The organism is Achromobacter sp., assembly GCF_050285585.1.
Lineage (GTDB): Bacteria > Pseudomonadota > Gammaproteobacteria > Burkholderiales > Burkholderiaceae_B > Achromobacter.
The window spans coordinates 1-25,752 of record NZ_JBLZXF010000035.1; the positions used below are offsets into that span (position 1 = coordinate 1).

The window sequence follows — 25,752 nt, forward strand, 5'->3', positions numbered from 1 at the left end:
GGCCAGCGGCCAAAGTACCAACCTCAATGAGCCGGAAATCTCTACTTCTGATCCGGACTAATTCGGGGTTAGGGTCAGATTGAAGCACGTCGTGGTTGCCGGCAAGGATCGAGTAGGGAACCTTGGCGGTTTCCAGGACCCGCATGGCCTGATCGGCCACCTTCCACTGATCCGGCTTGCTGGCCTGATCGACCACGTCGCCCAGATGGGTCACGAACGGAATGTTCAGCGCGGCGGCATTGGCGGCGATCCAGTATGTCTGGGCCATGAAGGGCTCGCTGCCGAACTTGCGGCTGTACTGACTGTTCTCCGCCTGTGTGGCATAACGCGAGTAGAACTGCGTGTCGGGCAGCACGGCCAACGCAAAGCGGGAACCCTTGCCTGTCTCTTCGACGGGACCGGGTTGCTGCGGTGTTTCGCCCGTGGGGGGAACTTCGTCGTCATCGTCGTCTCCGCCGCCGCAAGCGGTCAGCAGGCCGGCGCCAGGAATAAGCGCCACCGCCAGGCCTCCACGCAAAAAGCTGCGGCGCGCAGGGACATTCGGGGCGGCGGCTATCGGCAAGCCCTTTGCTTCATCAAACTTCGACATTACAAAAACATCCTGATTGGACTCGGGGGCCTGCTTTATAGTCCGCGCCGGTGACGCAGCAATGACAGGCGCGCGGGGCGCAATCCTTTGCGGGACGTGGGCCGGTTCCAAGGTCTGGCGCGGCGTGGCGGCGCCGCATCGAAAAGCGGGTAGGATTGCAGCACCCGCCTGGCTTGCCTCAAGGCGGCCAGGATAGATAACAAGAAAGGAACGCTACATGCTTGACAGGTTTACGAAGTTGCGCCGGGCCGCAATGGCCGCTGCGGTGCTTGGCGTGGCTGGCCTGGTTTTCGCGGGGTGCACGACCACCACGGCCCGGTCGACGGCCACGGCCGCCGAAAAAAAGCAGGAGCTGGATGCCGCGGCCAGCGCCACGCTCTCCAAGCTCTATGACTCCTCGCCGCAGGCCAGGCAACTGGTGGAGCAGGCGCGCGGCGTGTTGGTGTTCCCCGCCGTGCTGAGCGCGAGCTTCATCGTGGGCGCCCAGCACGGAACGGGCGTGCTGCGGGTGGACGGCGCGGACAGCGGCTATTACAGCGTCACCGGGGGCTCCATCGGGCTGCAGGCCGGCGCCCAGTCCAAGGCCATGGTGCTTCTGTTCATGACGGATGGCGCCCTGGCCCAGTTCCGCAACAGCAGCGGCTGGACGGTGGGAGCGGACGCGACGGTCGCCGTGGCCAATGTGGGCGTGAACGGCAGCATCGACACGAATACCGCCCAGCAGCCCATCGTCGGCTTCGTCCTGAACAACGGCGGCCTCATGGCGGGCGTGTCGGTGGACGGCAGCAAGATCTCGCCGCTGCTGCTGTAGCCGGGCGCGCGGATCGTTGAAGCGGGGCGCTCTTCGGGGCGCCCCTGGCTGCTACAGGCCCATGGCTGTTTCCCAGGGCAGCTTGGGCGGCAAGGCCTCCGTCATTGCGTCGACGAACGCGCGGATGCGCGGCGACAGATGGCGGTTGGGCAGGTAGACCAGCTGCACGGGCGTGCCCGGCGCGATCCAGTCTGTCAGGACGAGCTGGAGGCGTCCGTCCAGGACGGCGGACTCCGCGATGAAGCTGGCCATGCGGGCGATGCCGGCGCCGGCCACCACGGCGTCCAGGATGGCCTCGGGGTGGTTCACGTTCAGGTTGCCGCCGGGCGTAATTGTGTAGCGCTCTTCCCCTTTCTGGAAATCCCATTCGTGATAGCGGCCAGTCTGCCATTGGACGTAGGCCAGGCAGTTGTGCCGTTCCAGGTCGGCGGGCGTGGCCGGGGTGCCATGGGCGGCGAGATACGCGGGGCTGGCGCAGGTGACGTAGCGTAGACGCGACAGGGTCTTGGCGATCACCCGCGAGTCCGCGGTGACGCCGATCCTGATGGTGGCATCCAGCCCTTCTTCGGCGAGGTTGGGAACGCGGTCGCTGAAATCCGAGTTGATCGACAGGCCCGGATAGCGCGCCGTCAGGGACAGCAGGGCGGGCATGATGACCTTTCGTCCCATGCCGACGGGGGCATGCACGCGCAGCTTGCCGCGGGGCGTCAGGCTGGCGCCCGTTACTTCGGCCTCCGTGGCCTCGACTTCCAGCAGGATGAGGCGGCAGCGCTGCAGCAGGAGTTCGCCATCGTCGGTCAGCGACAGGCTGCGAGTGGTGCGGTTCAGCAGTTTCACCCCAAGCTTGCCCTCCAGCAAGGTAACGCTCTTGCTGACGGCGGCCGGCGATACGCCCAGCCTGTGCGCGGCGGCGGTGAAGCTGCCGCTGTCGGCGACACGCACGAAATTGAGGACATGCTTGAGATGGTCAATCAGTATGTACATGGCGATGGGGCTTGGAAGTCCCTGCCATCTTAGCGATTCCCTCGCTGGAAGTTAAAGGTGATTTGCCCTAGGATCCGTTTATCTCCGGAATCCGCATCCCTACACTGGCCCGCAGTACTGGACACAACAGGAGACGAGGGTGGAGATGCGGAGCAATGCGGGGGCGGCGGCCGGGCCCGAACAGGTTTATCTGGACGGGCTGGCTTCGGGCCGGTTCGAGATCCAGCGCTGCACGGCCTGCGATCGGGCGGTTTTCTATCCGCGCTGCGTGTGCCCGCATTGCGGCGGCACGGCGCTGGACTGGTTTGCTCCCTCGGGCAGGGGCGTGGTCTATGCCACCACCACCGTATACCGCAAGCCCGAGCTGGGCGGCGACTACAACGTTTGCCTCGTCGATCTGCAGGAAGGCGTGCGGATGATGAGCCAGGTCCGGTCGGTCGCGCCGGACCAGGTGCGGATCGGCATGCGCGTGGCCGCCCGCATCGCCACGGTGGGCGATGCCGCCCAGGTCGTTTTCGAACCGTCGGAGGGCCTGGCATGACGCTGCGCGACTTGCGGGGCCGCGCGGCCATCGTCGGGGTGGGGCAGGCCGGGCTGGGACAGGCCCAGGGCTACACCGAGCAGGAGATCCTTACGCAGGCGGCGATGGCCGCGATCGCCGACGCCGGCCTGAGCCTCAGGGACATCGACGGGATCACCACCTGCAGTTCCCTGTCGACCATGTGGGGCATGTCGGTCGCCGAGTATCTCGGCATCCGCCCCACCTTCCTGGACAGCACCATGATCGGCGGGTCCAGCTATGTTGCGCATCTGCTGCCCGCGATGCATGCGCTGGAATCCGGGCAATGCAACGCCGTGCTCGTGTGCTATGGCAGCACGCAGCGCACCGCGAAGTTCAACCGCGCCGATCTGACCCGGGTGCGGAAGTTCCTGGATCCGCAGCCCTACGAGACCCCTTATGACCCGCCCATGCCAGTGGCCGCCTACGCGCTGGCGGCAAGCCGCCACATGCATCAGTACGGCACGACGCGCAAGCAGCTGTCGGAGGTGGCCGTGGCGGCGCGCAAGTGGGCGCAGCTGAACCCTGAAGCCACCATGAGGGATCCGCTTTCGCTGGAGGACGTGGCCGGCGCGCGCCCGGTCTGCGCGCCCTTCACGGTCCGAGATTGCTGCATGGTCAGCGATGGCGCGGGCGCGTTCGTCATGACCCGGTCGGACCGGGCGCGGGACTGCGCCAGGCCGCCTGTGTACGTGCTGGGCAATGCCACCGCGGTGTGGAACCGCCAGGTGTCGTCCATGCACGATCTGACGGTTACCGCCGCGCTGGAGTCGGGCAGGCGCTGCTACGAGATGGCCGGCGTGGATGCGAAAGACATGGATCTGGCCATGCTGTATGACGCCTTCACGATCAACACGATCCTGTTCCTGGAGGACCTGGGATTCTGCGGCAAGGGCGAGGGCGGGGCCTTCGTCGACGATGGCGCGATCGCGCCCGGCGGGCGCCTGGCCGTCAATACCAACGGCGGCGGCCTGTCCTGCGTGCATCCGGGCATGTACGGGGTATTCCTGATGGTCGAGGCGGTGCGGCAGCTGCGAGGCGAGTGCGGCGCGCGGCAGCTGAAGGATCCGACCCTGGCGCTGGTGCACGGCAACGGGGGGACCCTGTCCAGCCAGTCCACCGCCATCCTCGGTACTCGGGACTCGTTGTAGCGGCCATCGATCCATTGCTTGGGGAAATCCATGTTGAACAAAATCGTGCCGTCATTGGAGGCGGCCGTCGCCGGGGTGGCCGACGGCTCCACGCTGCTGATCGGGGGCTTCGGGGCCTCGGGCGTGCCGACGGAGCTGCTGCAGGCGCTGCTGGAGACGGGCGCCCGCGAACTGACCGTCGTCAACAACAACGCAGGCAACGGCGAGCCGGGCTTGAGCCAGCTGATCCGCGCCGGACGGGTCCGCAAGGTGATCTGTTCCTTCGCTCGCTCGTCGAATCCGAAAAAACCGAACGCGGCTGCATTCGGAGAGTGGTATGCCGCGGGCCGGATCGAGCTGGAAGTCGTGCCGCAAGGCACGCTGGCCGAACGCCTGCGCGCGGCCGGGGCGGGCATCGGCCCGTTCTTCACGCCCACCGCCTATGGCACCCGCCTGGCCGAGGGCAAGGAAACCCGCAGCATCAACGGCCGCGGATATGTGCTGGAAGACCCCTTGCCGGGCGACGTTGCGTTCGTGAAGGCCCAGTGCGGCGATAGCGCGGGCAACCTGACCTACCGCTACGCCAGCCGCAACTTCGGGCCGGTAATGTGCATGGCCGCCCGCCTCGCCGTCGTCCAGGTCGATGAGATCGTGCCTTTGGGCACTCTGGCGCCCGAGCATGTGATGACGCCGGGAATCTTCGTGCAACGCATCGTCGAGTGCCGCAATGCCAATTGAAACCTTATCGCGCGAGCGCATGGCGCAGATCGTCGCCGCCGACATCCCGCCGGCATCCTACGTCAACCTGGGCATAGGCATGCCGACGCTGGTGGCGGATTACCTGCCGCCGGAGGGGGGCATCGTCCTGCACAGCGAGAACGGCATCCTGGGCATGAAAGGCCTGGCGCCCGGACAGGAAATCGACGCAGACCTGCTCAACGCCAGCAAGGACCCGGTGGCCTTGGACATCGGGGCATCGATTACCGATCACGTCGTGTCGTTCTCCATGATGCGGGGCGGCCATATCGACCTGACCGTGCTGGGCGCGTTCCAGGTCTCGGCCGATGGCGACCTGGCCAACTGGGATACCGGGCGCGAGGATTCGATCCCCGCCGTGGGCGGTGCCATGGACCTGGTGGCGGGCGCCAAGCGCATCTTCGTGATGATGCAGCACGTGGACCGGGACGGCCGGCCGAAGATCGTGCCGCAATGCACCTACCCCCTCACCGGCAAAGCCGTGGTCGACCGGATCTACAGCGATCTGGCCGTCATCGACGTGACGCCGGACGGCCTGCGCGTGAGGGCGATGGCGCGGGGGCTGGATTTCGCCGCGTTGCAGGAGCGGACCGCCGTGGCGTTGACGCTGGACGATGCGTGGATCGAATTGGCGCCCTGAGCCGACAGGCGGGCGCCGCTATTGGAGGCGGTAATGGGTTGGACTCATGAGTTGGAAGAACTGGAGCGCCGCAGGGAGTATTCCCTGCGCATGGGCGGTCCGGAAAAGATAAAGCGCCAGCACGACGCGGGAAAGCTGGACATCCGCCAGCGCGTCGAGAGGCTGGTCGACGAAGGTTCGTTCCTGGAAGTGGGCGGGCTGGCGGGCAGCGGCGAATACGACGAGCAGGGCCGGCTCACGAACGTGGTGCCGTCGAACGTGATCATGGGGCGCGCCACGCTGGACCGCAAGAACGTCGTGGTGGTGGGCGACGACTTCACCGTGCGGGGCGGGGCGAACGACGGCGCCGTCGGCGACAAGATGATGTTCGCCGAGCAGATGGCGTACGACCTGCGCATTCCCCTTGTGCGCCTGATCGACGGCACGGGCGGCGGCGGGTCGGTCAAGAACATCGAGAAAATGGGCCACGCCTTGCTGCCCAAGATGAAGATCTGGCCCTATGTGGCGCGCAACCTGACCCAGGTGCCGGTGGTGTCGCTGGCGCTGGGGTCCGTGGCGGGCCAGGGCGCCGCCCGGGTCGCGGGCAGCCATTACTCGGTGATGGTGAAGGACACGTCGCAGCTGTTTATCGCCGGGCCGCCGGTGGTGGCCAAGATCGGCCAGCACCTGAGCAAGAACGAACTGGGCGGAAGCGCCATCCACACGCGCAACGGCGTGGTGGACGACGAGGTGGAGTCCGAGGACGACGCATTCCGGGCCGCCCGCCGCTTCCTGTCCTATCTGCCGCCCTCGGTGTACGAACTGGCGCCGCGAGGCGAGATTCCCGCCGCCGCGGCGGAGCAGGAATGGCTGCGCACGGCCATTCCCAAGGACACGCGCAAGGTCTACAAGATCAGACCGATACTGGAAACCCTGTTCGATCCCGGCAGCCTGTTCGAGATCGGGCGGCACTGGGGCAAGGCGATCGTCGGTGGCCTGGCGCGGATCGACGGGTGGCCGGTGCTGTTTGCCGCCAGCAATCCCTACCATTACGGCGGCGGCTGGGACCGGCACACCGCCGAGAAATTCATCCGCCTGGTGGACCTGGCCGAAGCCTTCCATCTGCCGGTCGTGAACCTGGTGGACATCGCGGGTTTCCAGATCGGCCTGGAGGCGGAGAAGGACGGCGTGATGCGTGCCGGCGTGCGCGCGCTGACCGCCGTTTCGCAATCGACGGTGCCGTGGTTTTCGCTCATCATGCGGCGCGCCTTCGGGGTTGCCGCGGGCGGCCACCAGAACTCCAGCCGCTTCAATTTCCGTTATGCCTGGCCCTCGGCCCAGTGGGGGTCGTTGCCCATCGAGGGCGGACTGGAAGTGGCATACCGCTCGGAGATCGAAGCGTCCGACGATCCCGAGGCCAAGCGGGCGGAAATCGAAGCGAGGGTGCGCAGCCTGACGTCGCCGTTCCGCAGCGCCGAAGCCTTCGTGATCGAGGACATCATCGACCCGGCGAGCACGCGCGCGCGGCTGGTGGAGTTTGCCAATCTGGCCGCGCCGCTGCGCCAGCCAGGCCAGGTGAACACCGGATTCCGGCCGTGAGACGACAGCCATGAAGAAAATACTGATCGCCAACCGCGGAGCCGCCGCCGCGCGCGTCCTGCGCGCCGTCAAGGCCCTGGGCCTGCAATCCGTCGTGGTGTATTCCGAGGCCGACGCCGACCTGCCGTATGTGCGGCAGGCCGACGAAAGCGTCTGCGTCGGTCCGGCCCCCGCCCGCGAAAGCTATCTCAACCAGGACGCGCTGCTCGGCGCCATGGCGCGATGCGGCGCCGACGCGCTGCACCCGGGCTACGGATTCCTTTCGGAGAACGCGGAATTCGCCCGCCGTGTCGAAGCGGCCGGGCATTGCTTCATCGGGCCGTCCGCCAAGTGGATCGATGCCCTGGGCAACAAGGCCGCGGCGCGCGCGCTGATGCAGCGGCACGGGCTGCCCGCCGGCGGCAGCACGGGCGTTCTCCCGGGAGACGATATGGCGGCGGTCTGCCGCGCGGCCGAGGCCCTGGGGTTTCCGGTGCTGATCAAGCCCGCGGGCGGAGGCGGCGGCATAGGCATGGTTCCGGCCGAGAATGCCCAGTCCTTGCCGGCCTGCTGGGAACGCGCCAGGGTCATGGCTGAAAAAGCGTTCGGGGACGCCTCCCTGTATCTGGAACGCTACATCCAGGCGCCTCGGCACATCGAATTCCAATTCCTGGCGGACCGGTACGGGAACGTGCTGTCGCTGTTCGAGCGGGATTGCTCCACGCAGCGCCGCTACCAGAAGGTGATCGAGGAGGCGCCCGCGCCCGCGATCGACCGCAAGGCCGTCGCGGACATGGCGGACAGGCTGTCGGCGATCCTGGGAGAGATCGGCTACGACGTGATCGGCACGGTGGAGATGCTCTACACGCCCGACAGCGGCTTTTCGTTCCTGGAGGTCAATACCCGCCTGCAGGTCGAGCATGCCATTTCCGAGGCGGTCACGGGCGTGGACATCGTGCAGGCCCAGATCCGTCTGGCGGCGGGCGAGATGCTGTCTTCCGTGGTCGGGAGGAAGCCGGCCTTGACGGGCCATGCCATTGAAGCGCGCGTATACGCGGAGGATCCGGTGCGCTTCCTGCCGTCGCCCGGCGTGCTGAAAGTCTTCGACCTGCCGGGCGCGGGGCCGGGCCTGCGCATAGAGACCGGCTACGCGGCCGGCAACCGGGTTTCCAGCCACTACGATCCCATGGTCGCGAAGATCATCGCGCTTGCGGATACCCGCGAAGCCGCCACACGCGCGCTGATCGGCGCGCTGGACTCGACGCGGGTGGAAGGCATCAAGACCAATATCCCGATGATCCTGCAGGTGCTGCGGTCCGAGCGGTTCGGAGCCGGCGCCATGACCGTGGATGGTTTGCAGGCATTGATCTCAACACAGGCATCAAAGGAGCGAGCATGAAGAAAATCGTGTCGAGCGTGGCGGGCCGCGTCGTGGCCTGCTGTGTGGAAGAGGGCGCGCAAGTCGCGACGGGCGACGAGGCGTTCAAGGTCGAGTCCATGAAAATGGAGATTCCCGTCGAAAGTGAAGCAAGCGGCCGCGTCGCCAGGGTGCTGGTGGCGGTCGGAGACGAGGTGGAAGAGGGGCAGGAGCTCGCATTGCTGGATTAAGCGGGCCGCTCCAAGAAAAACCGAAAACAAGCGAGGAGACAATGTTTAACGCAAACCATAGCGACGCGTCCGCATTCCAGGCGCGAAAAAAATCCCTGAAGGCCTTGGCGATGCTGGGCCTGGCGGCTTTCCTGGGCACCGCGAACGTGGTCGGGGCGCAAGGCGCGCAGGCTTATCCCAGCAAGCCGGTCACCATCAGCGTCCCGTTCTCCGCCGGCGGCACGACCGACATCCTGGCGCGCGTGATCGGCCAGCGCCTGGGCGAGCGCTGGGGTGTGTCCGTGGTGGTCGAAAACAAGCCGGGCGCGGGCGGCAATATCGGCACCGCGCAGGTGGCGCGCGCCGCGCCGGACGGCTACACGCTGGTGATGGGCACGATCGGCACGCACGCCATCAACCCCAGTCTGTACAAATCCATGCCTTACGACGCCATCAAGGACTTTGCGCCGATCACGCGCACGGCCATGGTGCCCAACGCCCTGGTGGTGCCCAAGGATGCGCCGTACAACACCGTCAAGGAACTGATCGCCTACGGCAAGAGCCATCCCGGGAAGCTCACCTTCGGCTCGTCCGGCCACGGAAGCACGCTGCACATGTCTGGCGAGACCTTCAAGATGATGACCGGCGTGGACATGGTGCACGTTCCGTACAAGGGCAGCACCCCCGCGGTAACCGACTTGCTGGGCGGGCAGATATCCATGATTTTCGACAACCTGCCCTCGGCGTTGCCCCACATCAAGGCCGGCCGGTTGAAGGTGCTGGCGGTGACCTCGGCCCAGCGCAGCGAGCAGCTTCCGGATGTGCCGACGGTGGCGGAGGCCGGCGTTCCCGGTTACGAGGTCGTTTCCTGGTTCGGCCTGTGGGCGCCCGCCAAGACGCCTGACGCCGTCGTCACGGAAATCAACAAGCAAGTGGTCGACATCATCCGGACGCCCGATATGCAGAAGCAGATCCGGGACCAGGGCGCGGTGCCGCAGCCGGATTCGCCCGCCGAGTTCGCCGCGTTCATCGCCAGCGAGAGCAAGAAGTGGGCCGAGGTGGTGCGCCGGGCCAACGTAACGACCGAGTAAGACAACGATGTTTGCAGCCGGGTCCGTCGGCGATACCGGCGGACCGGCTTTCAGGAGAGAGAGGCATGGAACGCATGATGGAAGGCAAAGTGGTGGTAGTGACCGGCGCGGGCGGAGGCATAGGCCGGGAGATCGCGCTGCAATTGGCCGCGGAAGGCGCGAAGGTGGTCGTGAACGACATCGGCGTCGCCCTTAATGGAGACAACCTTTCCGCCGACGAGGCGCCGGTGGCGCCGGCCGATGGCGTCGTCGCCGAGATCCGCGCGGCCGGCGGCACGGCGGTCGCCAATTTCGATTCCGTCGCCACGCATGCGTCGGCCAACGCCATCATCCAGTGCGCCATGGACGAATTCGGCCGCATCGACGGCGTGGTCAACAATGCGGGCAATCTGCGCGACCGTTCGTTCCACAAGATGAGCGAAGACGAGTGGCGCTCGGTGATCGCGGTCCATCTGGACGGCACGTTCTTCGTCAGCCGGTCGGCCGCCGCGCACTTCCGCGAGCAGGAGGGCGGGGCGATGGTCCACATGACCTCGACCTCCGGGCTTATCGGCAACTACGGCCAGGCCAACTATGGCGCGGCCAAGCTGGGCATCGTGGCCCTGTCCAAGATGATCGCGCTGGACATGGGCCGGTACAACGTGCGTTCCAACTGCATCGCGCCGTCCGCCTGGAGCCGCATGACCAGCTCCATTCCCACCGACACGCCGCAGCAGCGGGATCGCGTCGAAAAGCTCAAGAAGATGGAAGCGGGCAAGATTGCGCCGATGGCCGTGTACCTGCTCAGCGATGCGGCTCGCGAGGTGAGCGGGCAGATATTCGCCGTGCGCGCCAACGAGATCATGCTGATGAGCCAGCCGCGCCCCTTGCGCTCCGTGCACTTCAGCGAAGGGTGGACGCCGCAGCGCATCGCGGAAATCGCCATTCCCGCGATGCAGAAGCATTTCTATCCGCTTGAGCGTTCTCCCGACGTGATGAGCTGGGACCCCATCTGATCCCGCGCCGCTCGCCGCGCAATCGATTTCAGGGCAACAGGAGGGCAGGCCATGCGCTTGAGTCATGAGCAACTGCTGAATTACGAACTGCCGGAGGTTCGTCAGCGATACACGGCGCGCGACACGATGCTGTACGCGTTATCGGTCGGGCTGGGACAGGATCCCCTGGACCGCCACGACCTGGCATACGTGGGCAGCCAGCACGACCCGCTGGCTTTGCCGTGGATGGCCGTGGTGCTGGGGTATCCGGGCTTCTGGCTGAAGGCGCCCGAGATCGGGGCCGATACGGTCAGACTGCTGCATGGCGAGCAGGGAATGGAGCTTTTCCACCCGATTCCGCCCGCGGGAGAACTGGTGGGCAAGACCCGGGTCGTCGAGGTCGTCGACAAGGGCGAGAAAGGGCTGCTGTTGTATTCGGAGAAGACGCTCACCGAGGCGGATTCGGGCAGGCTCATCGCGCGCACGTCGTCGACCCACGTCCTGCGCGGCGACGGCGGCTTGCCCGGCGCCGGAACGCAGGCGCGTCCCGTGCATGCGATGCCGGCGTGCGCGCCGCATTGGCGCGTGCTGCTGAACACCCGGCCCGAGCAGGCGCTGATCTATCGGCTGAACGGCGACTACAACCCCCTGCACAGCGATCCCGAAGTCGCGCGGGCGGCGGGGTTTCCCCGTCCCATCCTGCATGGCATGTGCACCTTCGGCATGGTGGCCCACGCCGTGTCCCGGCAGCTGCTGCCGGAGGCGGGCGGCGCCTTGCGCTCGCTTTCCCTGCGTTTTTCGGGTCCGGTTTTCCCCGGCGAGACGCTCAAGGTGGAAGTCTGGAGGGACGGATCCTTCCGGGCGCGGGTCGTCGAACGAGAGACCGTGGTCATCGACAATGGGCTGATGCGCGTGCGCTGAGCGTAGGGGAGGGCGGAATGGAAGAGCGCCCCAGCTCATGGTGAGTCTGAGGCGCTCCTGCCCGGCTTCGCACGCGATGGGTGTCAGACAGCCCGGCAACTCCAATCTACTGCCGGCCGATAGGCCGGACAATAGGGGAAACCCTTGAATATTAAAGGGTTACAAGATTCCCGCAGTTCCGGTCACGCCTCTTTTCCATCCGCTCCGGCCGCAGGTCCCGGCCCGTCAATGAGACGGCGACACTTTTGCCCGCCTCGGTATCCGCGAATTGCCGCGCCCTGCCCGGAAATCGACACTGAAGCCTGTTTTCACTGTCTCGGAGAGCGGACATGTCGGGGTTTCGGAAACGTCAGTTGGGCCAAGGGATGACGGAATACATCGTGGTCGTGGCCTTGGTCGCCGTGGCGGCCATCGCGGTGTATCAGTATTTCGGCCAGGTGGTCCGGTCGCAGACGGCCGCGATGGCGCGCGAACTCGCGGGAGAAGACGGGGGCACGGAGGCGCGCGCCGCGCAGCAGGCCGCAAAAAAGGCCGCCGCGCAAACCAAGGCGCGTTCGCTCAAGTCCTTTACCGGCAACGCCGCGGACGCGAAGTGAGGGGCCCCTCGTGCGCGCCGCCCGGCCATCAGCAGGGCCAGGCGCTGGTGCTGGGCTTGTTGATGGTCATGGCGGCCACCGCGTCCCTGGTCGTTCTCTACAACCTCGGCCAGACCACGGAATCGCGCCTGCGCCTGACGCATGCCGCCGACGCTGCGGCCTACAGCGGCGCGCTCGAACAAGCCCGTGCGCTCAATGCGCTGGCCTACGTCAACCGCAGCCAGATCGCCCATCAGGTCGCCATGGCGCATCTCGTCACGCTGGCGGCGTCCGCGCAGTATGCCCGCACGATGCAGGCGCAGCGCAACCGCGGCAATCCGCCCGCAGGCCTGATCGCCATGCTGTTCGGTCCGGATGCAGGGCTCGCCTATCAGGCGGCGCGCGCCGTGCCTGACGCCGAAGAGCGCCTGGCCGCCGCATTCGGCCAGCACGACCGCATCGTCCACCAGGTGCTGGAGGTGGCGGCGGCCTCCGCTGTCGCGGAACTCGGCAGATCGCGCGAGCGCATCATGCGCAAGGTGCTGTCCGCCAATTTTCCGGACAAGGCCGCGGGGAGCGCGGCGGCGGGCGCGCTGCGGCAAAGTCCAACGCTGCGCATGCTGTCGGACGGTTGGCCAGGCTATGTCGAGCGCAGCCTCGCTACGCGCCAGGCAGGCCTGCTGCCGGCCGTCGAACAGGCCGTGGGGCGCTATGGCTTCCTGGACAGCCGCAGCTACACCCGCCGCAATCCCTGGGTGGTCAGTACGCGCTGCCCCTTGCACCGCCATGAACTGCGGCGCCGCGGGTTCACGTGGCTCGGCCCCGACGGGCGCTGGGGCGCCCTGGATACGCAGTCATTCCATGCTCTGCGGTCCAACCGCTGGATCGGGTGCTATTACCGCGAGTACGCCATGGGATGGGGAACGGCGCAGGCCGAGAAGAGCAAGGCTCCCGAAGGGCTGGACTACGTGGACGAACCTCCCCTGGACTTCTCGAACCAGGACTTCTGGCGCTGGGTCGAGCTGTCCACGTCCTGGGACATTTTCAGCGGCGCGACCAATCCCATGGCCAATTCCTACGCCATGGCCGGAGCCCAGCGCTGGGCGGCCAGGGGCCTGCCCACCTACCGCGAGATCGCACTTGCCCGGCACCGCGAGCCCCTTCGTTTCGCCATCGCGGTCCGGCTGGCGGGCCAGGCCCTGAAGACCACTGATGCAGACAGTTCAATCGCGGCGCCCGCCGGCCGGTTCGCCTACGCGGCGTTGGGTCGCGCGGGCGGCGTCACGGTGTCCTCGGCTGCCGAGACCTATTTCGTCCGGCCGGAGCGCCGGTCCGATGGGCGCAGCGAGCTTGCAACGCTCTTCCGGCCATATTGGCAAGCGCGCTTGTCCGCCGTTACCCCGCAAGAAGCCGTTTTGGCAAAGGAGGGGCCATGAACGGTTCTTTTTCGCGGCAGCACGGCCAGGCCGTGGTCGAAGCGCTGCTGATGCTGCCCTTGATGGCCGTGTTGGCGTGGGCCGTTTCGCGTATTGGCGGGCTGCAGTTCTCGGCCCAGGAAATGGCGCAGGCCAGCCGCAAGGCCGCGATGGCCGCTGCCCTGGGGCAGCCGCTGAAAAATCTGGCCGCGGCGGATGTCCGCCCCGGGCTGTCGGGGGCGGCCAGGCCGCTGGCGGGCATCGCGCCGCCGCGCCTGGCCGCCTTGCAGGACGCCTGGTTCGGCGGGGGCTTGCAACTGCTATCGGTAGAGGCCCGCCAGGGCGGGCCGGAACCGCTGCGGATTTCCCGCCAGACGCACGTGGCAAGCGGAGCGGGCCACGCCCACGGCGACGCCGATGCGCAGCGCCGGATCGGCGGGGCGCCGGATTCCTGGCGGCGCGCGGAAAGTAGTTCCTTGGCCCAGGCCCGGCGCCTGAGTCATCTGATCGATCGGATGGAAAGTCCCTGGCCGCGGAAGCGATTGTCGCTGGATTGGCTGTCGGCCTGGGCTGACGTGGTGCCAGCGGATCGGCTGGGCATGCGCGGGGAGCGCAGCAAATGAACGTGCGGATTTTCTTTATCGGCAATTCGGTCGGCGGGCAGGCGTTCCGGCAGTGCCTCGCCGCCGCCCTGGCGGCCCGGCTGTTGCTGCCCGTGCCGGCCAGCGCGGCCGGCACCTGGCCGAAGCTGGTCTGGGCCTCGGAATCGGCGGCCGCCTCCAACCGTTTCGCCCGGCCGGCGCAGGCCGCCGCCGGCCCGGTTTCCTTGACGGCGCTGCGCTTTCCCGCCGGATCCAGGCACGAACTGCTGGGCGAAAAAGTATGGCTGCACGGCATGCCGGCGCAGGTATTGGCTTTCGACGCCCCGCTGAGCGCGTCGGAACTGATCCGCTACCTGTCGGACCAGCAGCCCGCGCTGGCGGACCTGAACGTGCTGCCCGGCCAAGCCATCCTGTCGGGGCAGGTCGGCCATGAGCAATGGGTCGTCCAGATGGAAGGCGTGGAGCCGCGCCGCACGGTTGGCAGCATTTCCACGCTCAATCTCCGGTCGGCGCCCGCGCGGCCCGAGCCTGCGTGGTTGCCCGTGGGCGCCCGGCTGAGGCTGGATGTCGAGGTGCTGGATCAAGGCGTCAAGGTCTCCGACCGCATCTGGCAGTACGACACACCGCCCGCAAGCGTGGCCCCTCGCCTGGAGGCGGGCCTGAGGCGGGACGGCTGGCTGCGCCCGTTGGCCGCCAGCGAGCCGCAATGGTGGATCAAGGGCACGGCCCGCTTGCGCATTTCCCTCGTGCCGCTGGACGGCGGCAGCGGGCTTCTGGTCAGAGGGTGGGCGCCATGAAGGGCCGGATCGTCCTGGCGGCGCAGCGGCTGCGCAGAACCGGCGTCTACGCGCTGGCCCTGGGCGCCGGGCTGGTGTCGGCGTGGGCAGTGCGCGAACACGTGCAGCAACGAATCCAGGTGCTGGAGGCTCAGGCGCTCGTGCCTCAGGTCAGCCGCCTGGTTGCGGCTTACGACCTGCCGGCCGGTACGCGGCTCGACGAGTCGCATCTGGCCGTGCGCGAGATCCCCGAGCAATGGGCATCCCGGACCAGCATCGACCCGCTGGATCTGGCCGAGGTCCTGGGCGCCACCCTGCAGGCCGGCGTTGCCAATGGCGAGCCCTTGCTCCGCGCCCACCTGACGTTCAGCGCGCCGGTTCCCGCCCTGGCGTCCCGGCTGAAGGCCGGGCAGCGGGCGCTGACGGTTTCTCCGGCGGATCTGGGCGGACTGGGGGAGATGCTGCGCGCTGGTGATGCGATCGACATCTACGTCAGCTTTTCGCATCGGCAGCGGGAGTTGACCGTGCCGGTGCTGCAAGGCATGCGGGTGTTGGCCGTGGGCAGCGAGGCCGAGGGCGAAGATGGCAGGGCCGGCGGCAGCATCACGCTGGCCGCCAGCCCCGACGAGGCCATGCGTTTCGTCGCGGCGCGCCAGGCGGGCGCGCTGACGGCGCTGTTGCGTCATCGGGACGACGTGGCGGCGGTGGGGCGCGTGGCCCAAAGCGATCTCGCCTCCCTGATCGGGCTGGATCCCGAACCCAAGGCCGCGCCGGGCGTGGCCATTCTCTACGGGGACCGTCTGGACGGGCAGGTCAGTGGATTCCTGCAAGACCCGGCGGGTTCCGGCCACGCGGGCTCTCAAGAGGGGCGGCCATGATCCGTATTCTCGCAGTCCTGGCCGGCCTGGTTCTGGGCCTGGCGTGCGCGTCCGCGCGGGCGGCGCCCGAAATGATCGAGCTTCAGGTGGGCGAAACCCGGATCCTGTCGCATCCCGGCGTGCGTCGCGTGGCCATCGGCAATGGCCAGGTGCTCGGGGCGGTCGCGGCGGAGGGACGCGATGTCGTGGTCTTCGCGCGCGCGGAGGGCGTGTCGTCGATGCATGTCTGGACGGGGGCGGGCCGGGCCAAGGCCTACGAGCTGCGCGTCGTTGCGGCCGGCGCGCCGCGGCTGCGGGCCGAGGTCCAGGCCCTGCTGGCCCGCATTCCGGGCGCGCGCAGCTCCGAGGTCGGCGGCCGGATCCTGATCGAAGGCGATGACCTGTCCGACGATGACCGTTCGCGTATAGCCGCCCTGGCCGAGCGCTATCCCGACGTGCTGGATTTCACGGGGCAGGTGGGCTGGGACCGCATGGTGCTGCTGGATGTGCAGGTGGTCGAAATTCCCACGTCCAGGCTGAAGGAGATGGGCGTGCGCTGGGACGGCGTGAGCCAAGGGGGCATCAACGCGGGCCTGGCATGGGACGGAGGGTCTCTCGGGCGTCTCAAACGTCCGGGCGAAGCCGTGATCGAAACCGCGGGGCCGGCCACGGCGGCAGCCGGCTACTTCGGCGTCAATGCGCTGTTGTCGGCCCGCATCGCCGCGCTGGCCCAGAGCGGCGAGGCCGTCATGCTCGCCCAACCCCAGTTGCTCGCGCGCAGCGGCGCCAGCGCAACTTTTCTGGCGGGAGGGGAGGTGCCCTACGCGTCCACCGATTCCCGCGGCAACCCCACCACGCTGTTCAAACCATACGGGGTGTCGCTCAGTATCACTCCCCGCATCGATCGCAATGGCGTGATCCGGTCCTTGATCGAGGTGGAGGCGAGCTCGGTCGACACCTCCTTGAGCGTGGCCGGCGGGCCTGCGCTGCGCACGCGCCGAGCGTCCACCGAGTTCAACGTCCGCTCCGGCAACACGCTGGTCATTGGCGGGTTCCTGTCGCGTGAGCGTGCCAGCGAGGTCAACGGCCTGCCTTGGCTGCAGGACATTCCCATCCTGGGCGCCTTGTTCTCGTCGCGCCGGTACCAATTGCGCGAGACCGAATTGGCGATATTCGTCACGCCCAAGATCATTTCCCAGGGAGAGCCCGCCATGGCGGACCGGGTGCGGCGAGGCCGCGACGCGCTGGACGCCGCCTTTCCCGAACCGCCTCGGCTGGGCACGGCGGTGCCTGCCGCCGCCAGCGGGTGGGATCCGTACTCGGGCGCCGGTTCCCAATGGGTGCCCCCGGAACCTGACACTCTCGTCCCGCACAAGGAGTAAGGCTGTGCTCGCCATAGAAATGACGTTCGAGGATGCGGCCGTGAGGCGGATCGACGCCGCCGCGCCACTGTTGATCGGCAGGGGCGCGCATTGCGGCCTGCGCATCGCCAACTGGCGGGTGGGGCGACAGCATGCCCGGCTGCTCCTCGAAGATGCCGATATCGTCCTGGAAGACCTGGGCACGCTGGCCGGCACCCTGGTCAACGGCTTGAGGGTCGTGCGCCACGCCCCGGTGCTGCCCGGCGACGACATCCTGATCGGGCCATGCAGGTTACGCGTGTCGCTGTCGCGCTTGAGCCATGGCGAGCCCGAGGACGCCAGCGCGGCTTCCGGCCAAGAGGTCGTGGGGCAGGCAAAGGCGCGGGCCGATGCCGCTCCTGATCCTGCGCCCGTGCCGCCGCCGGCGCTGCCGCAGCCGCACCAGTTGCAGGAGCGCCGGCGCCTGCATGCTGCGTTGCTCGACGCGCTGGACCTGCGCCGGCGCGACGTGGCGGGCATGAGCGACGGCATGCTGCGCGCGGAGGCCGAACGCCTGCTGACGCAGATCGTTGCGGCAGACGCGGACCTTCCTCCCGGCGCGGACCGCGCCGCGCTGTGCCGCGAGGTGCTGGACGAGGCGGTCGGCCTGGGGCCGCTGGAACCCCTGCTGGCCGCGAGCGACATCACCGAGATCATGGTCAATCGCTACGACGAGATCTACGTGGAGCGTGGCGGCCGCCTGTCGCGCCATCACGCGGCCTTCACCAGCGAGCAATCGGTGCGGTGGGCGATCGAGCGCATCGTGACGCCCTTGGGGCGGCGCATCGACGAGAGCTCGCCGATGGTCGATGCCCGCCTTTCCGATGGCTCTCGCGTGCACGCCATCATTCCGCCCGTCGCCATGAAGGGCGCCAGCCTGACCATACGCAAGTTTCCGCGGCAGCGTCCCCGCATGCCCGACCTGATAGCGGCGGGCTCCTTGAGCGGCGCCATGGCGCAATTCCTGGCGCTTTGCGTGAAGATGCGCAAGAACCTCGTGGTATCGGGCGGGACGGGATCCGGCAAGACGACGCTGCTGAACATCCTCTCCAACGAGATTCCGGACGGCGAACGGGTCGTCACCATCGAAGACGCCGCGGAGCTGTGCCTGAACCACGACCACCTGGTCGCGCTGGAAGCGCGGCCCGCCAACCAGGAAGGCCGCGGGCGCATCGATATCCGCGAACTGGTGCGCAATGCGCTGCGGATGCGGCCCGACCGGATCGTGGTGGGCGAATGCCGCGGGCCGGAAGCATTCGACATGCTGACCGCCATGAACACAGGGCACGAAGGCTCATTGACGACCCTTCATGCGAATTCCCCGCGCGATGCCCTGGGGCGGCTGGAATCGATGATCCTGATGGCCGGCCTGGACCTGCCGCTGCCGGCCGTGCGCGAACATATCGCCGCCAGCGTGGACATCGTCATCCAGCAGGCGAGGCTGGCGGACGGGCAGCGCGTGGTGACGTCGGTCGCCGAAGTCGCGGGAATGGAAAGCGGACGCATCCTGCTGCAGGACCTGTTCCGCTACGACCGCCACCACGGCTTCGCGGGATGCGGCGCCTTGCCCGGCTTTGCCCGGGAATGGGCCGAAAGCGGCGTGGCCTTCGAGGCAGCCTGGTTCTCCGGGGCGGCCGGCCAGGAGACCGGCGCGTCGGTATTCGCGCAGGGCTTGCCATGATCTGGCTGGCCGCGGGCGGCGCGATGGTCTGCGCGGTGGTGCTGGCATGGAGAGCGCAGGCGTGGTTCGCGCCGGCACTGCGGCGCTACCGGGAGGTCTATACCCAGGAAGCCGGCCTGCGGCTGAGCGAAGTGTTTCTGTTCATCGACCCCGCGCAGCTCTGGGCGGGCGCAGTGGCGTGTGCGGCCTTGGCCGCCGCGCTGGTCTTTTCCATCGTGGGCAGCGGCGTTGCGGCCGCCCTGGGCGCGGCGCTGGCATCGCGCGCGCCACGCGCCGTCGTCGATGCGCTGCGGCGCAGGCGCGCGCGCCGTTTCGAGCAGCAGTTGCCCATGGCCCTTTTGATGCTGGCGTCCGCCTTGCGCGCAGGCGTCGCCCTGGCGACGGGCCTGCGCCACGTTGTCGAGCAGAGCGGCGCGCCATTGGCCCAGGAGTTCGGGCTGATGCTGCGCGAACAGCGCATGGGCGTGCCCTGGGACAGCGCGCTGGAAAACCTGCAAGGCCGCATGCCGGCCGATTCGACCGCGCTGGTGGTGGCCGCCATGCGCATCGCGGCGCAGACGGGCGGCAACCTGGCCGAAGCGCTCGAGAGCATCGCCCACACCTTGCGCGCCAGGCTGCAATTGCAGGCCAAGCTGCTGGCATTGACGTCGCAGGGCCGTCTGCAGGCCTGGATCGTGGGGGCGCTGCCCCTTTTTTTGCTGGCGGTGCTGAATCGTCTGGAACCGGAAATCATGGGCTTGCTGTGGACCACGCCGATGGGATGGGCCGTGCTGGCGGTCGTGGCCGTGCTGGAGATTGCCGGCGTGCTGCTGATACGCCGCATCATCCGGATCGACATCTGAGGGGAGAACGCGATGTGGCTGTATCTGGGCTTGCTGACCGCCGGCCTCGGCGCGACCTGGCTGGCGTGGGTGATTCTGCAGCCGTTGTTGCTGGACAAGCAGGAGGCATCCGCGATGCTGCCCTGGTGGTGGCGCGCGGCTTGGCCGTGGGTGTCGGCCGTGGCGCCGCTGGCGGGGCCCTTGTGCTCCTGGCGGTGGCGACTGCGCCTGACCCGCGCGATCGAGCAGGCATCGTTGCCGGCCGACATCGGCTACGCGCATCTGGCGGCGCTGTGCTGGAGCGCGGCCGTGGCGGCGGGAGGGGTGACGGCGGCCGGCGCCATTGCCGTGACGCAGGCGCGCCCCTGGGAGTGGGGGGCCTGGGCGGCGGCGGCCGCATTGATGGCCGCCGCCGCGCCGGGGCTCTGGCTGCGCGATCTCGGCCGGCGGCGGCGCCACGCCATCGAACGGGATCTGCCGTTCGTGTTCGACATGATGACCCTGTGCGTGGAGGCGGGTTTGAGCGTCCAGGGAGCCCTGCAGCTGGCGGCGCAGAGCGGGCCGCCCGGCATCCTGCGCGATGCGCTGGCCGATGCCCTGGCCGAAATGCGGGCGGGGATTTCACGCAGCGCGGCGATCAAGGCCCTGGCCGATCGCAGCAACAGCCCGCTCGCGCGCAATTGGGCCGCCGCCGTGGCGCAGGCCGAAACCTTGGGGATCAGCCTGGGGCCGGTGCTGAGGGCGCAGGCGGCTCAATGCCGCAGCGATCGCCACGTGCGCGCGGAGCAATTGGCGATGCAGGCGCCGGTGAAAATGCTGCTGCCGCTCATCGGCTGCATCTTTCCGTGCACATTCATCGTGCTGGCCTTCCCGATCGCGGTGCAGTTGTTGCAGAGCGTCCAATGAGCGGCCGGACGGCTTTGCCGCGGGGCCGCCTCAGGTTATTGAAGGTCACGCGCTGGCGAGGCCGGATGCGGGGGCTGCTGGGCAGGCCAGTTCCGGGGCCGCGCTCGGGAATCCTGCTGGCGCCATGCGCGGGCGTGCATACCTTTGGCATGCGCTATTCCATCGACGTGGCGTTCGTGTCGCGGGCCGGACGGGTGGTGGGGGTGCGCAGGGCGCTGGCGCCCTGGCGGATGGCTTTATGCCTGGGCGCCGTTGCCGTCGTCGAGATGCGCGCTGGCGTTCTCGATGCCGAATACGGAGGTATACGCGGGATAGAAGCTGCAATACAGCACGCCGCCCGCGGCGATATTGAACGGTATCTGCAGTGTGCCCGCGAATTGCGGAGACAGGCCAATGGCCACCAGCAGGCCGGCGCAGAGGTCGATGAACAGGAACACCAGAACCCAGGTGGCGCCATAGACCAGGAAGGGTAATTTGTTGCGCCAGCAGGCGATGCCGGAGAAGAACAGCGCCTGGACCAGGCGCAGCCCATGCCAGGCCACCAGCACCGGCGCATGCCAGAAGAGCGCCGCGATCACCACATAGACGATGGCGAACAGCGTCAGGGGAACGGCCATCGCGGACAGGATGGGCTCCATGCTCTTTTCGACGGAGGCGATGCGCATCCCCTCGACCATCGCATCGGTGAAGGGCAGGAAGATGACCAGGCCGGCCACCATGCACAGCGCGGCGTACAGCAGGCCCATCAGGAACAGCTTCCTGAAAACGCCTGGTTGCTTGAGCGGTTTGGCCCACATCGAGGGCAGCATGATGCGGTCCGCCTCGACATGCTTGCACGCGGACAGGGTCATCAGGGTGATGATGGGCATCAGCGCCACGACCAGGATCGGCCCGACGGGCGGCGTCGCGGTGGCGAAGATGACCAGTAGGCTGATGGCCATGGCCCAGGTGAACATGGCCAGGGGTTGCTTGCGGAACAGACGGAAGCCGTCTCGGACCCATTGCCAGCCGGATGCCGCGGGTAGGAATGCTGCTTGCATGGCTCTCTAGAAGGGAGAATCTCTCAAAAAGGGACGCTATACGCCATTATGGGGGGCACGACGGTTACGGCAATATGGGCAGGCCTGCGCGGTGGCGCGCTCGCAACACTCTTTCGAAATGCCGCGGGTCGTGCGGTTTGAGGGTCTGGGCGGGCCGAGGCAGGAAAAAGTCGTACAGGCGCGAAATCCAGAAGCGCAGCGCGGCCGCGCGCAGCATCAGGGGCCAGACCTCGCGCTCGGCATCGGTGAAGGGCCGCTCGGCAGCGTAGGCGCTCAGCCAGGATTCCACCAATTCAGGGACGAATTCGCCCGTATCCCGCTCGATGCACCAGTCATTGACGCTGACCGCCACGTCGAACAGCCAGGTGTCGCAGCCAGCGAAATAGAAGTCGATGATGCCACCCATGAGCGGATCTTCGAACGTTCCGGCGAACAGCACGTTGTCGCGGAAAAGGTCGCAGTGGGCCGGGCCGGTCTGCAGCGCCTGCCAGGCGGGCGTTGCCGCGGCCGCTTCCTGGGCGGCCAGCTCGGCGCTCAGCAGCTGGGCCTGGCCGGGTTCCAGGAAGGGCATGACCTTGGGCGCGGTTTCCAGCCACCACGGCAGCCCGCGCAAGTTGGGCTGGCGCAGCGGGAAGTCCTGGGCGGCCAGGTGGGCGCGGGCCAGCGTGGCGCCCGCCAGGGCGCAATGCGCGGGACCGGGGGCGGGTTCGTAGCCGCCGGGCAGGCGCGAGACGATGGCGCAGGGCTTGCCGTGCAGGGTAGTCAGGCGCGTGCCGTCCCGCAGGGTCTGGGGGCGCGGAACCGGAATGCCGCGTTCGGCCAGGTGGTACATCAGTTCGATGTAGAACGGCAGCTGGGCGTGCGTCAGAACCTCGAACAGCGTCAGGACATATTCGCCGCGGGTCGTGTAGAGGAAATAATTGGTGTTCTCGATACCCGCCGTAATCCCCCGCAGCGAGACGAACTCGCCCAGGTCGAAATGCGCCAGGAGGGCGCGTGCATCGTCGTCGGATACGGGAGTGAATACGGCCATTGATATGTGGAAGTCAGGGGTTAACGGACGCTTGGACATGCCTATGCGGCGGCGCAATTTTAGACCACATGGCGGGCGGGCCCGTCCTCCGTTCGGAGGGCGGACGGAACCCTGCGCCGGGCATAATCCCGCCAAGCACCGTAAAATACCGCATCCCCTTGTTTTGTAGAGCGATTCTTGGACTCCCCCGACTGGCGGCTGTGCGTCGCCCCGATGATTGACGTGACCGATCGCCACTGCCGTTATTTCCACCGGCTGCTGGCTCCACGCGCGCGCCTGTACACGGAAATGATCACCACCGGCGCGCTGCTGTACGGCAATGTCGAGCGTCACCTCGATTTCGACGAGGCCGAGCACCCCGTGGCGCTGCAGTTGGGCGGCAGCGAGCCCGAGGCGCTCGCCCAATCGGCGCGGCTGGGCCGGCAGTGGGGCTACGACGAGATCAACCTGAATTGCGGCTGCCCCTCGGAACGGGTGCAGAAGGGGGCGTTCGGCGCCTGCCTGATGGCCGAGCCCGCGCTGGTCGCCGATTGCATGAAAGCCATGCAGGACGCCGTCGATATCCCGGTCACCGTCAAGCACCGCCTCGGTCTGGATTATGACGAGTCCTACGAATTTGTCCGGGACTTCGTCGGCAAGATCTACGACACCGGATGCCGGATATTCATTGCCCATGCCCGCAACGCGGTGCTCAAGGGCCTGACGCCCAAGGACAACCGCGAGATCCCGCCCCTGCGCTACGACGTGGTCCGCCAGCTCAAGCGCGATTTTCCGGATTGCACCTTCGTGTTGAATGGCGGCCTGGCCGATGCGGAGCAATCGGTGCGCGCCGCGGGCGATTTCGATGGCGTGATGCTGGGGCGCGCCGCGTGGCACACGCCGCGCGTGCTGTCCGAGATTTCCCTGCAGCTGTGGCCATCCTTGCGGTTGCCCAGCGATGCCCAGGTCGTGGATGCCATGACCGAATACGCAGCGCGCCAGGTCGCGCGGGGCGTGCCGTTGCGAGTGATGACGCGGCCCATGCTGGGCCTGGTGAACGGGCAGGCGGGCGCGCGCCGCTGGCGCCGGATGCTGTCCGATCCGGCCTTGCTGGCCGCGAACCGGCCGGAGCTCATCTATGACGCCTGGCGCAGCCAGCGGCATGCGCCTGATGTGCGCGGCGCCGCATGCGAGGCGGCGCCGGCGGGAGCATGACCAGCGGCCGATGCCGCTGGCGGGTCTGCTCAGGACTTGGCCGGTTCGGCGCTTTCGGTCGGCCAGTCGCGGATGTAGGCCTTCAGCATATTGTTCTCGAATTGCTGGGCGGCCACGATGGCCTGGGCCATGTCGTAGAACGAAATCACGCCCATCAAGGTGGGGCCGTCCATGACCGGGATGTAGCGCGCGTGCTTCTCGAGCATCAGGCGCTGCACTTCCTCGGCGCTGGTGTTGGGCGATACGCTGACCGGCGCGTCGTCCATGATGGAGCGGATCGTGGTTTCGCCCGCGCCGCCATGCGCGTGCATGTGCCGGATGATCTCGCGGAAGGTGAGCATGCCGGTCAACGTGCCGAATTCCATGATCACGAGCGAGCCGATGTCCTGCTCGCTCATCGTTTGCACCGCCTGGGACACAGGCATGTCGGGCGACGCCGTATAGAGCGTATCGCCCTTGACGCGCAAAATCTCGCTGACCTTCAACATCGGTTCCTCCTGGGCGGACTACGCCCGAATGCTATTTACTATTTCTTGTTCGCTTCCAATTGCAATATGGGAGCGATTCCATTTTCAGTATTTTGCGCTTCTCCGCAGACTTCTTCCAGCGTGGGCGTATTTTGCTGGGAAATCACGGCGGACGCGACCCGCAGTATTTCCGGATCGTTGCGGACCCGGCCCTGCGTCCGGTCCAGCAGGAAATGGTCCACGACGGGCGCCATCGAGGTTTGCCGGGCGTCGCAGGTAAGCACCCAGTTCTCTTCGGGCGTGCGCGTGGCCAAACCCATGCCGCTCAGCGTTTCCAGCACTTCGTTCAACTCGTCCTGGTGCAGCCGCAGTTGCGAGGCCAGGACGTTGGCGGGCAGGCCGGGAGGGTTGGCGGCCTGGGCCTTGCGCAGCGCGCGCAAGGCGTCCAGGGCATCGACGAAGGGGGCGCCGGGGTAGCGGTTGATTTCCCAGCGGCCCAGGCGGATCAGCGGCGCGCTGGAGGCCAGCGTGGCGCCCAGCAGCACGGCCAGCCACGACAGGTAGATCCAGAGCAGGAAGATCGGCAGCGTGGCGAAGGTGCCGTAAATGACCGTGTAGGTGGGGAACCGGGTCAGGTAGTAGGCGAAGGCCGACTTCATGATTTCCAGCACGATGGCGGTCACGCAGCCCCCGATCAATGCGTCGCGCCACAGGACTTCGCGATTCGGGACCACGACGAACAGCGCGGCAAACCCCAGCGCGGTCAGTATCAGCGGGATGAAGGAAATGGCGACGCTGACGATTTCCGGCACGTCCCGCACCAGCCCCAGCGATTCGCGCGCCACGAACGAGGTGGCCCACAGGCTGGCGCCGGCCACGACCGGCCCGAGCGTGATGAGCGCCCAATAAACAAGCGCGCGCTGCCTCAACGGACGCTGGCGCGACACGTGCCAGATGTCGTTGAAGGCCTTGTCGATCGTCATGATCAGCAACAGCGACGTGACCAGCAGGAACGCACCGCCGATCGCGGTCAGGCGCGAGGCCTGGCGCGCGAACTGGTTCAGGTAGTTCATGATGTTGTCCGAGACGGACGGCGGCATCAGGCTGTTGGTCAGGAAGTCCTCGAGCGCCACGCGGAATTCCTGGAACACCGGAAAAGCGGTGAACAGGGACAGCACCACGGCCAGCATGGGCACGATGGCCAGCACGGTCGTGAAGGTAAGGCTGGAGGCGACCTGAAGCAGTTTTTCTTCACCGGCGCGCTCGGCCGTGAAGCGGACGACGCGTCCGACCCTCGCGCCCCATGAAGAGCGCGATGTCGAGGGCTCGGTGGCCGCCGGCGCGGCGGCGGGCTCGGCGGGGCTATTCATCAGGCGATAATAGCAG

General features: G+C 67.5%; 26 protein-coding genes and 2 pseudogenes. 22 read left to right on the top strand and 6 right to left on the bottom strand.

The window, feature by feature from the left end:
- A pseudogene (locus tag ACN6PJ_RS26650) lies at positions 1-589 on the bottom strand (hypothetical protein); the annotation flags it as partial.
- 217 nt (positions 590-806) lie between these two features.
- Here ACN6PJ_RS26650 and ACN6PJ_RS26655 point away from each other — a divergent pair.
- Positions 807-1,400: a BPSL1445 family SYLF domain-containing lipoprotein gene (locus tag ACN6PJ_RS26655; protein ID WP_427998785.1), complete on the top strand. Its 594-nt coding sequence runs from the start codon at positions 807-809 to the stop codon at positions 1,398-1,400.
- 51 nt (positions 1,401-1,451) lie between these two features.
- Here ACN6PJ_RS26655 and ACN6PJ_RS26660 read toward each other — a convergent pair whose 3' ends face one another.
- A complete protein-coding gene (locus tag ACN6PJ_RS26660) occupies positions 1,452-2,384 on the bottom strand; it encodes a LysR family transcriptional regulator (protein WP_427998786.1) in 933 nt (310 codons plus the stop codon).
- 145 nt (positions 2,385-2,529) lie between these two features.
- Between ACN6PJ_RS26660 and ACN6PJ_RS26665 the strand changes: the two genes are divergently transcribed.
- The 20 genes and pseudogenes from ACN6PJ_RS26665 to ACN6PJ_RS26760 form a co-directional block, all read left to right on the top strand.
- Complete coding sequence (locus ACN6PJ_RS26665; RefSeq protein WP_427998787.1) at positions 2,530-2,925, top strand: Zn-ribbon domain-containing OB-fold protein; 396 nt, start codon at positions 2,530-2,532, stop codon at positions 2,923-2,925.
- Complete coding sequence (locus tag ACN6PJ_RS26670; RefSeq protein ID WP_427998788.1) at positions 2,922-4,094, top strand: thiolase; 1,173 nt, start codon at positions 2,922-2,924, stop codon at positions 4,092-4,094. The genes ACN6PJ_RS26665 and ACN6PJ_RS26670 overlap by 4 nt, the downstream gene beginning before the upstream one ends.
- 30 nt (positions 4,095-4,124) lie before the next feature.
- The gene (locus ACN6PJ_RS26675; RefSeq protein WP_427998789.1) at positions 4,125-4,811 is read left to right on the top strand and encodes a 3-oxoacid CoA-transferase subunit A; all 687 of its coding nucleotides are present in this window, start codon (positions 4,125-4,127) and stop codon (positions 4,809-4,811) included.
- Positions 4,801-5,469: a 3-oxoacid CoA-transferase subunit B gene (locus tag ACN6PJ_RS26680; RefSeq protein WP_427998790.1), complete on the top strand. Its 669-nt coding sequence runs from the start codon at positions 4,801-4,803 to the stop codon at positions 5,467-5,469. Before ACN6PJ_RS26675 ends, ACN6PJ_RS26680 begins: the two co-directional genes overlap by 11 nt.
- A 33-nt stretch (positions 5,470-5,502) precedes the next feature.
- On the top strand, positions 5,503-7,047 hold the full coding sequence (locus ACN6PJ_RS26685) for an acyl-CoA carboxylase subunit beta (RefSeq protein ID WP_427998791.1): 1,545 nt from the start codon (positions 5,503-5,505) through the stop codon (positions 7,045-7,047).
- A gap of 10 nt (positions 7,048-7,057) precedes the next feature.
- Positions 7,058-8,425: an acetyl-CoA carboxylase biotin carboxylase subunit gene (locus tag ACN6PJ_RS26690; RefSeq protein WP_427998792.1), complete on the top strand. Its 1,368-nt coding sequence runs from the start codon at positions 7,058-7,060 to the stop codon at positions 8,423-8,425.
- Positions 8,422-8,634, top strand: coding sequence for an acetyl-CoA carboxylase biotin carboxyl carrier protein subunit (locus ACN6PJ_RS26695; RefSeq protein ID WP_427998793.1), 213 nt, complete (start codon positions 8,422-8,424; stop codon positions 8,632-8,634). The genes ACN6PJ_RS26690 and ACN6PJ_RS26695 overlap by 4 nt, the downstream gene beginning before the upstream one ends.
- 41 nt (positions 8,635-8,675) lie before the next feature.
- Positions 8,676-9,704: a Bug family tripartite tricarboxylate transporter substrate binding protein gene (locus ACN6PJ_RS26700; protein WP_427998794.1), complete on the top strand. Its 1,029-nt coding sequence runs from the start codon at positions 8,676-8,678 to the stop codon at positions 9,702-9,704.
- A 65-nt stretch (positions 9,705-9,769) separates the two neighbouring features.
- The gene (locus ACN6PJ_RS26705; protein WP_427998795.1) at positions 9,770-10,699 is read left to right on the top strand and encodes an SDR family oxidoreductase; all 930 of its coding nucleotides are present in this window, start codon (positions 9,770-9,772) and stop codon (positions 10,697-10,699) included.
- 51 nt (positions 10,700-10,750) lie between these two features.
- A complete protein-coding gene (locus tag ACN6PJ_RS26710) occupies positions 10,751-11,599 on the top strand; it encodes a MaoC/PaaZ C-terminal domain-containing protein (protein ID WP_427998796.1) in 849 nt (282 codons plus the stop codon).
- Between the two features lie 329 nt (positions 11,600-11,928).
- The gene (locus ACN6PJ_RS26715) at positions 11,929-12,195 is read left to right on the top strand and encodes a hypothetical protein (RefSeq protein ID WP_129240535.1); all 267 of its coding nucleotides are present in this window, start codon (positions 11,929-11,931) and stop codon (positions 12,193-12,195) included.
- Positions 12,192-13,610, top strand: a complete 1,419-nt coding sequence (locus tag ACN6PJ_RS26720; protein WP_427998797.1) for a pilus assembly protein TadG-related protein — start codon at positions 12,192-12,194, stop codon at positions 13,608-13,610. The genes ACN6PJ_RS26715 and ACN6PJ_RS26720 overlap by 4 nt, the downstream gene beginning before the upstream one ends.
- Complete coding sequence (locus ACN6PJ_RS26725; RefSeq protein WP_427998798.1) at positions 13,607-14,212, top strand: pilus assembly protein; 606 nt, start codon at positions 13,607-13,609, stop codon at positions 14,210-14,212. The genes ACN6PJ_RS26720 and ACN6PJ_RS26725 overlap by 4 nt, the downstream gene beginning before the upstream one ends.
- The gene (locus ACN6PJ_RS26730) at positions 14,209-14,988 is read left to right on the top strand and encodes a hypothetical protein (RefSeq protein WP_427998799.1); all 780 of its coding nucleotides are present in this window, start codon (positions 14,209-14,211) and stop codon (positions 14,986-14,988) included. The genes ACN6PJ_RS26725 and ACN6PJ_RS26730 overlap by 4 nt, the downstream gene beginning before the upstream one ends.
- On the top strand, positions 14,985-15,845 hold the full coding sequence (cpaB, locus tag ACN6PJ_RS26735; RefSeq protein ID WP_427998800.1) for a Flp pilus assembly protein CpaB: 861 nt from the start codon (positions 14,985-14,987) through the stop codon (positions 15,843-15,845). The genes ACN6PJ_RS26730 and cpaB overlap by 4 nt, the downstream gene beginning before the upstream one ends.
- Complete coding sequence (locus ACN6PJ_RS26740) at positions 15,842-17,206, top strand: type II and III secretion system protein family protein (protein WP_427998801.1); 1,365 nt, start codon at positions 15,842-15,844, stop codon at positions 17,204-17,206. The genes cpaB and ACN6PJ_RS26740 overlap by 4 nt, the downstream gene beginning before the upstream one ends.
- Before the next feature lie 19 nt (positions 17,207-17,225).
- Complete coding sequence (locus tag ACN6PJ_RS26745) at positions 17,226-18,905, top strand: ATPase, T2SS/T4P/T4SS family (protein WP_427998816.1); 1,680 nt, start codon at positions 17,226-17,228, stop codon at positions 18,903-18,905.
- On the top strand, positions 18,902-19,747 hold the full coding sequence (locus tag ACN6PJ_RS26750) for a type II secretion system F family protein (RefSeq protein WP_427998802.1): 846 nt from the start codon (positions 18,902-18,904) through the stop codon (positions 19,745-19,747). Before ACN6PJ_RS26745 ends, ACN6PJ_RS26750 begins: the two co-directional genes overlap by 4 nt.
- 12 nt (positions 19,748-19,759) lie before the next feature.
- The gene (locus tag ACN6PJ_RS26755; RefSeq protein WP_427998803.1) at positions 19,760-20,632 is read left to right on the top strand and encodes a type II secretion system F family protein; all 873 of its coding nucleotides are present in this window, start codon (positions 19,760-19,762) and stop codon (positions 20,630-20,632) included.
- A gap of 65 nt (positions 20,633-20,697) precedes the next feature.
- A pseudogene (locus ACN6PJ_RS26760) lies at positions 20,698-20,859 on the top strand (DUF192 domain-containing protein); the annotation flags it as partial.
- 9 nt (positions 20,860-20,868) lie between these two features.
- Here the strand turns inward: ACN6PJ_RS26760 and ACN6PJ_RS26765 are convergent.
- A complete protein-coding gene (locus ACN6PJ_RS26765) occupies positions 20,869-21,672 on the bottom strand; it encodes a BPSS1780 family membrane protein (protein ID WP_427998804.1) in 804 nt (267 codons plus the stop codon).
- A 64-nt stretch (positions 21,673-21,736) separates the two neighbouring features.
- The gene (locus ACN6PJ_RS26770) at positions 21,737-22,705 is read right to left on the bottom strand and encodes a homoserine kinase (RefSeq protein WP_427998805.1); all 969 of its coding nucleotides are present in this window, start codon (positions 22,703-22,705) and stop codon (positions 21,737-21,739) included.
- A gap of 213 nt (positions 22,706-22,918) precedes the next feature.
- Between ACN6PJ_RS26770 and dusA the strand changes: the two genes are divergently transcribed.
- Positions 22,919-23,899, top strand: coding sequence for a tRNA dihydrouridine(20/20a) synthase DusA (gene dusA, locus ACN6PJ_RS26775; protein WP_427998817.1), 981 nt, complete (start codon positions 22,919-22,921; stop codon positions 23,897-23,899).
- A gap of 29 nt (positions 23,900-23,928) precedes the next feature.
- Here the strand turns inward: dusA and ACN6PJ_RS26780 are convergent, their stop codons facing one another.
- Together ACN6PJ_RS26780 and ACN6PJ_RS26785 are read right to left on the bottom strand one after the other, a co-directional pair.
- A complete protein-coding gene (locus ACN6PJ_RS26780; protein WP_129240525.1) occupies positions 23,929-24,387 on the bottom strand; it encodes a CBS domain-containing protein in 459 nt (152 codons plus the stop codon).
- Between the two features lie 38 nt (positions 24,388-24,425).
- On the bottom strand, positions 24,426-25,736 hold the full coding sequence (locus ACN6PJ_RS26785; RefSeq protein WP_427998806.1) for a YihY family inner membrane protein: 1,311 nt from the start codon (positions 25,734-25,736) through the stop codon (positions 24,426-24,428).
- Positions 25,737-25,752 lie beyond the last annotated feature (16 nt).

Bases quoted from the DNA above. Each gene is read 5' to 3' on its own strand.
- ACN6PJ_RS26690 (WP_427998792.1), top strand. From the start codon at position 7,058: ATGAAGAAAATACTGATCGCCAACCGCGGAGCCGCCGCCGCGCGCGTC.
- ACN6PJ_RS26750 (WP_427998802.1), top strand. From the start codon at position 18,902: ATGATCTGGCTGGCCGCGGGCGGCGCGATGGTCTGCGCGGTGGTGCTG.
- dusA (WP_427998817.1), top strand. From the start codon at position 22,919: ATGATTGACGTGACCGATCGCCACTGCCGTTATTTCCACCGGCTGCTG.
- cpaB (WP_427998800.1), top strand. From the start codon at position 14,985: ATGAAGGGCCGGATCGTCCTGGCGGCGCAGCGGCTGCGCAGAACCGGC.
- ACN6PJ_RS26730 (WP_427998799.1), top strand. From the start codon at position 14,209: ATGAACGTGCGGATTTTCTTTATCGGCAATTCGGTCGGCGGGCAGGCG.
- ACN6PJ_RS26740 (WP_427998801.1), top strand. From the start codon at position 15,842: ATGATCCGTATTCTCGCAGTCCTGGCCGGCCTGGTTCTGGGCCTGGCG.
- ACN6PJ_RS26680 (WP_427998790.1), top strand. From the start codon at position 4,801: ATGCCAATTGAAACCTTATCGCGCGAGCGCATGGCGCAGATCGTCGCC.
- ACN6PJ_RS26780 (WP_129240525.1), bottom strand. From the start codon at position 24,387: ATGTTGAAGGTCAGCGAGATTTTGCGCGTCAAGGGCGATACGCTCTAT.
- ACN6PJ_RS26660 (WP_427998786.1), bottom strand. From the start codon at position 2,384: ATGTACATACTGATTGACCATCTCAAGCATGTCCTCAATTTCGTGCGT.
- ACN6PJ_RS26685 (WP_427998791.1), top strand. From the start codon at position 5,503: ATGGGTTGGACTCATGAGTTGGAAGAACTGGAGCGCCGCAGGGAGTAT.
- ACN6PJ_RS26715 (WP_129240535.1), top strand. From the start codon at position 11,929: ATGTCGGGGTTTCGGAAACGTCAGTTGGGCCAAGGGATGACGGAATAC.
- ACN6PJ_RS26665 (WP_427998787.1), top strand. From the start codon at position 2,530: ATGCGGAGCAATGCGGGGGCGGCGGCCGGGCCCGAACAGGTTTATCTG.
- ACN6PJ_RS26725 (WP_427998798.1), top strand. From the start codon at position 13,607: ATGAACGGTTCTTTTTCGCGGCAGCACGGCCAGGCCGTGGTCGAAGCG.
- ACN6PJ_RS26785 (WP_427998806.1), bottom strand. From the start codon at position 25,736: ATGAATAGCCCCGCCGAGCCCGCCGCCGCGCCGGCGGCCACCGAGCCC.
- ACN6PJ_RS26700 (WP_427998794.1), top strand. From the start codon at position 8,676: ATGTTTAACGCAAACCATAGCGACGCGTCCGCATTCCAGGCGCGAAAA.
- ACN6PJ_RS26710 (WP_427998796.1), top strand. From the start codon at position 10,751: ATGCGCTTGAGTCATGAGCAACTGCTGAATTACGAACTGCCGGAGGTT.
- ACN6PJ_RS26695 (WP_427998793.1), top strand. From the start codon at position 8,422: ATGAAGAAAATCGTGTCGAGCGTGGCGGGCCGCGTCGTGGCCTGCTGT.
- ACN6PJ_RS26745 (WP_427998816.1), top strand. From the start codon at position 17,226: ATGACGTTCGAGGATGCGGCCGTGAGGCGGATCGACGCCGCCGCGCCA.
- ACN6PJ_RS26675 (WP_427998789.1), top strand. From the start codon at position 4,125: ATGTTGAACAAAATCGTGCCGTCATTGGAGGCGGCCGTCGCCGGGGTG.
- ACN6PJ_RS26770 (WP_427998805.1), bottom strand. From the start codon at position 22,705: ATGGCCGTATTCACTCCCGTATCCGACGACGATGCACGCGCCCTCCTG.
- ACN6PJ_RS26655 (WP_427998785.1), top strand. From the start codon at position 807: ATGCTTGACAGGTTTACGAAGTTGCGCCGGGCCGCAATGGCCGCTGCG.
- ACN6PJ_RS26755 (WP_427998803.1), top strand. From the start codon at position 19,760: ATGTGGCTGTATCTGGGCTTGCTGACCGCCGGCCTCGGCGCGACCTGG.
- ACN6PJ_RS26705 (WP_427998795.1), top strand. From the start codon at position 9,770: ATGGAACGCATGATGGAAGGCAAAGTGGTGGTAGTGACCGGCGCGGGC.
- ACN6PJ_RS26670 (WP_427998788.1), top strand. From the start codon at position 2,922: ATGACGCTGCGCGACTTGCGGGGCCGCGCGGCCATCGTCGGGGTGGGG.
- ACN6PJ_RS26765 (WP_427998804.1), bottom strand. From the start codon at position 21,672: ATGCAAGCAGCATTCCTACCCGCGGCATCCGGCTGGCAATGGGTCCGA.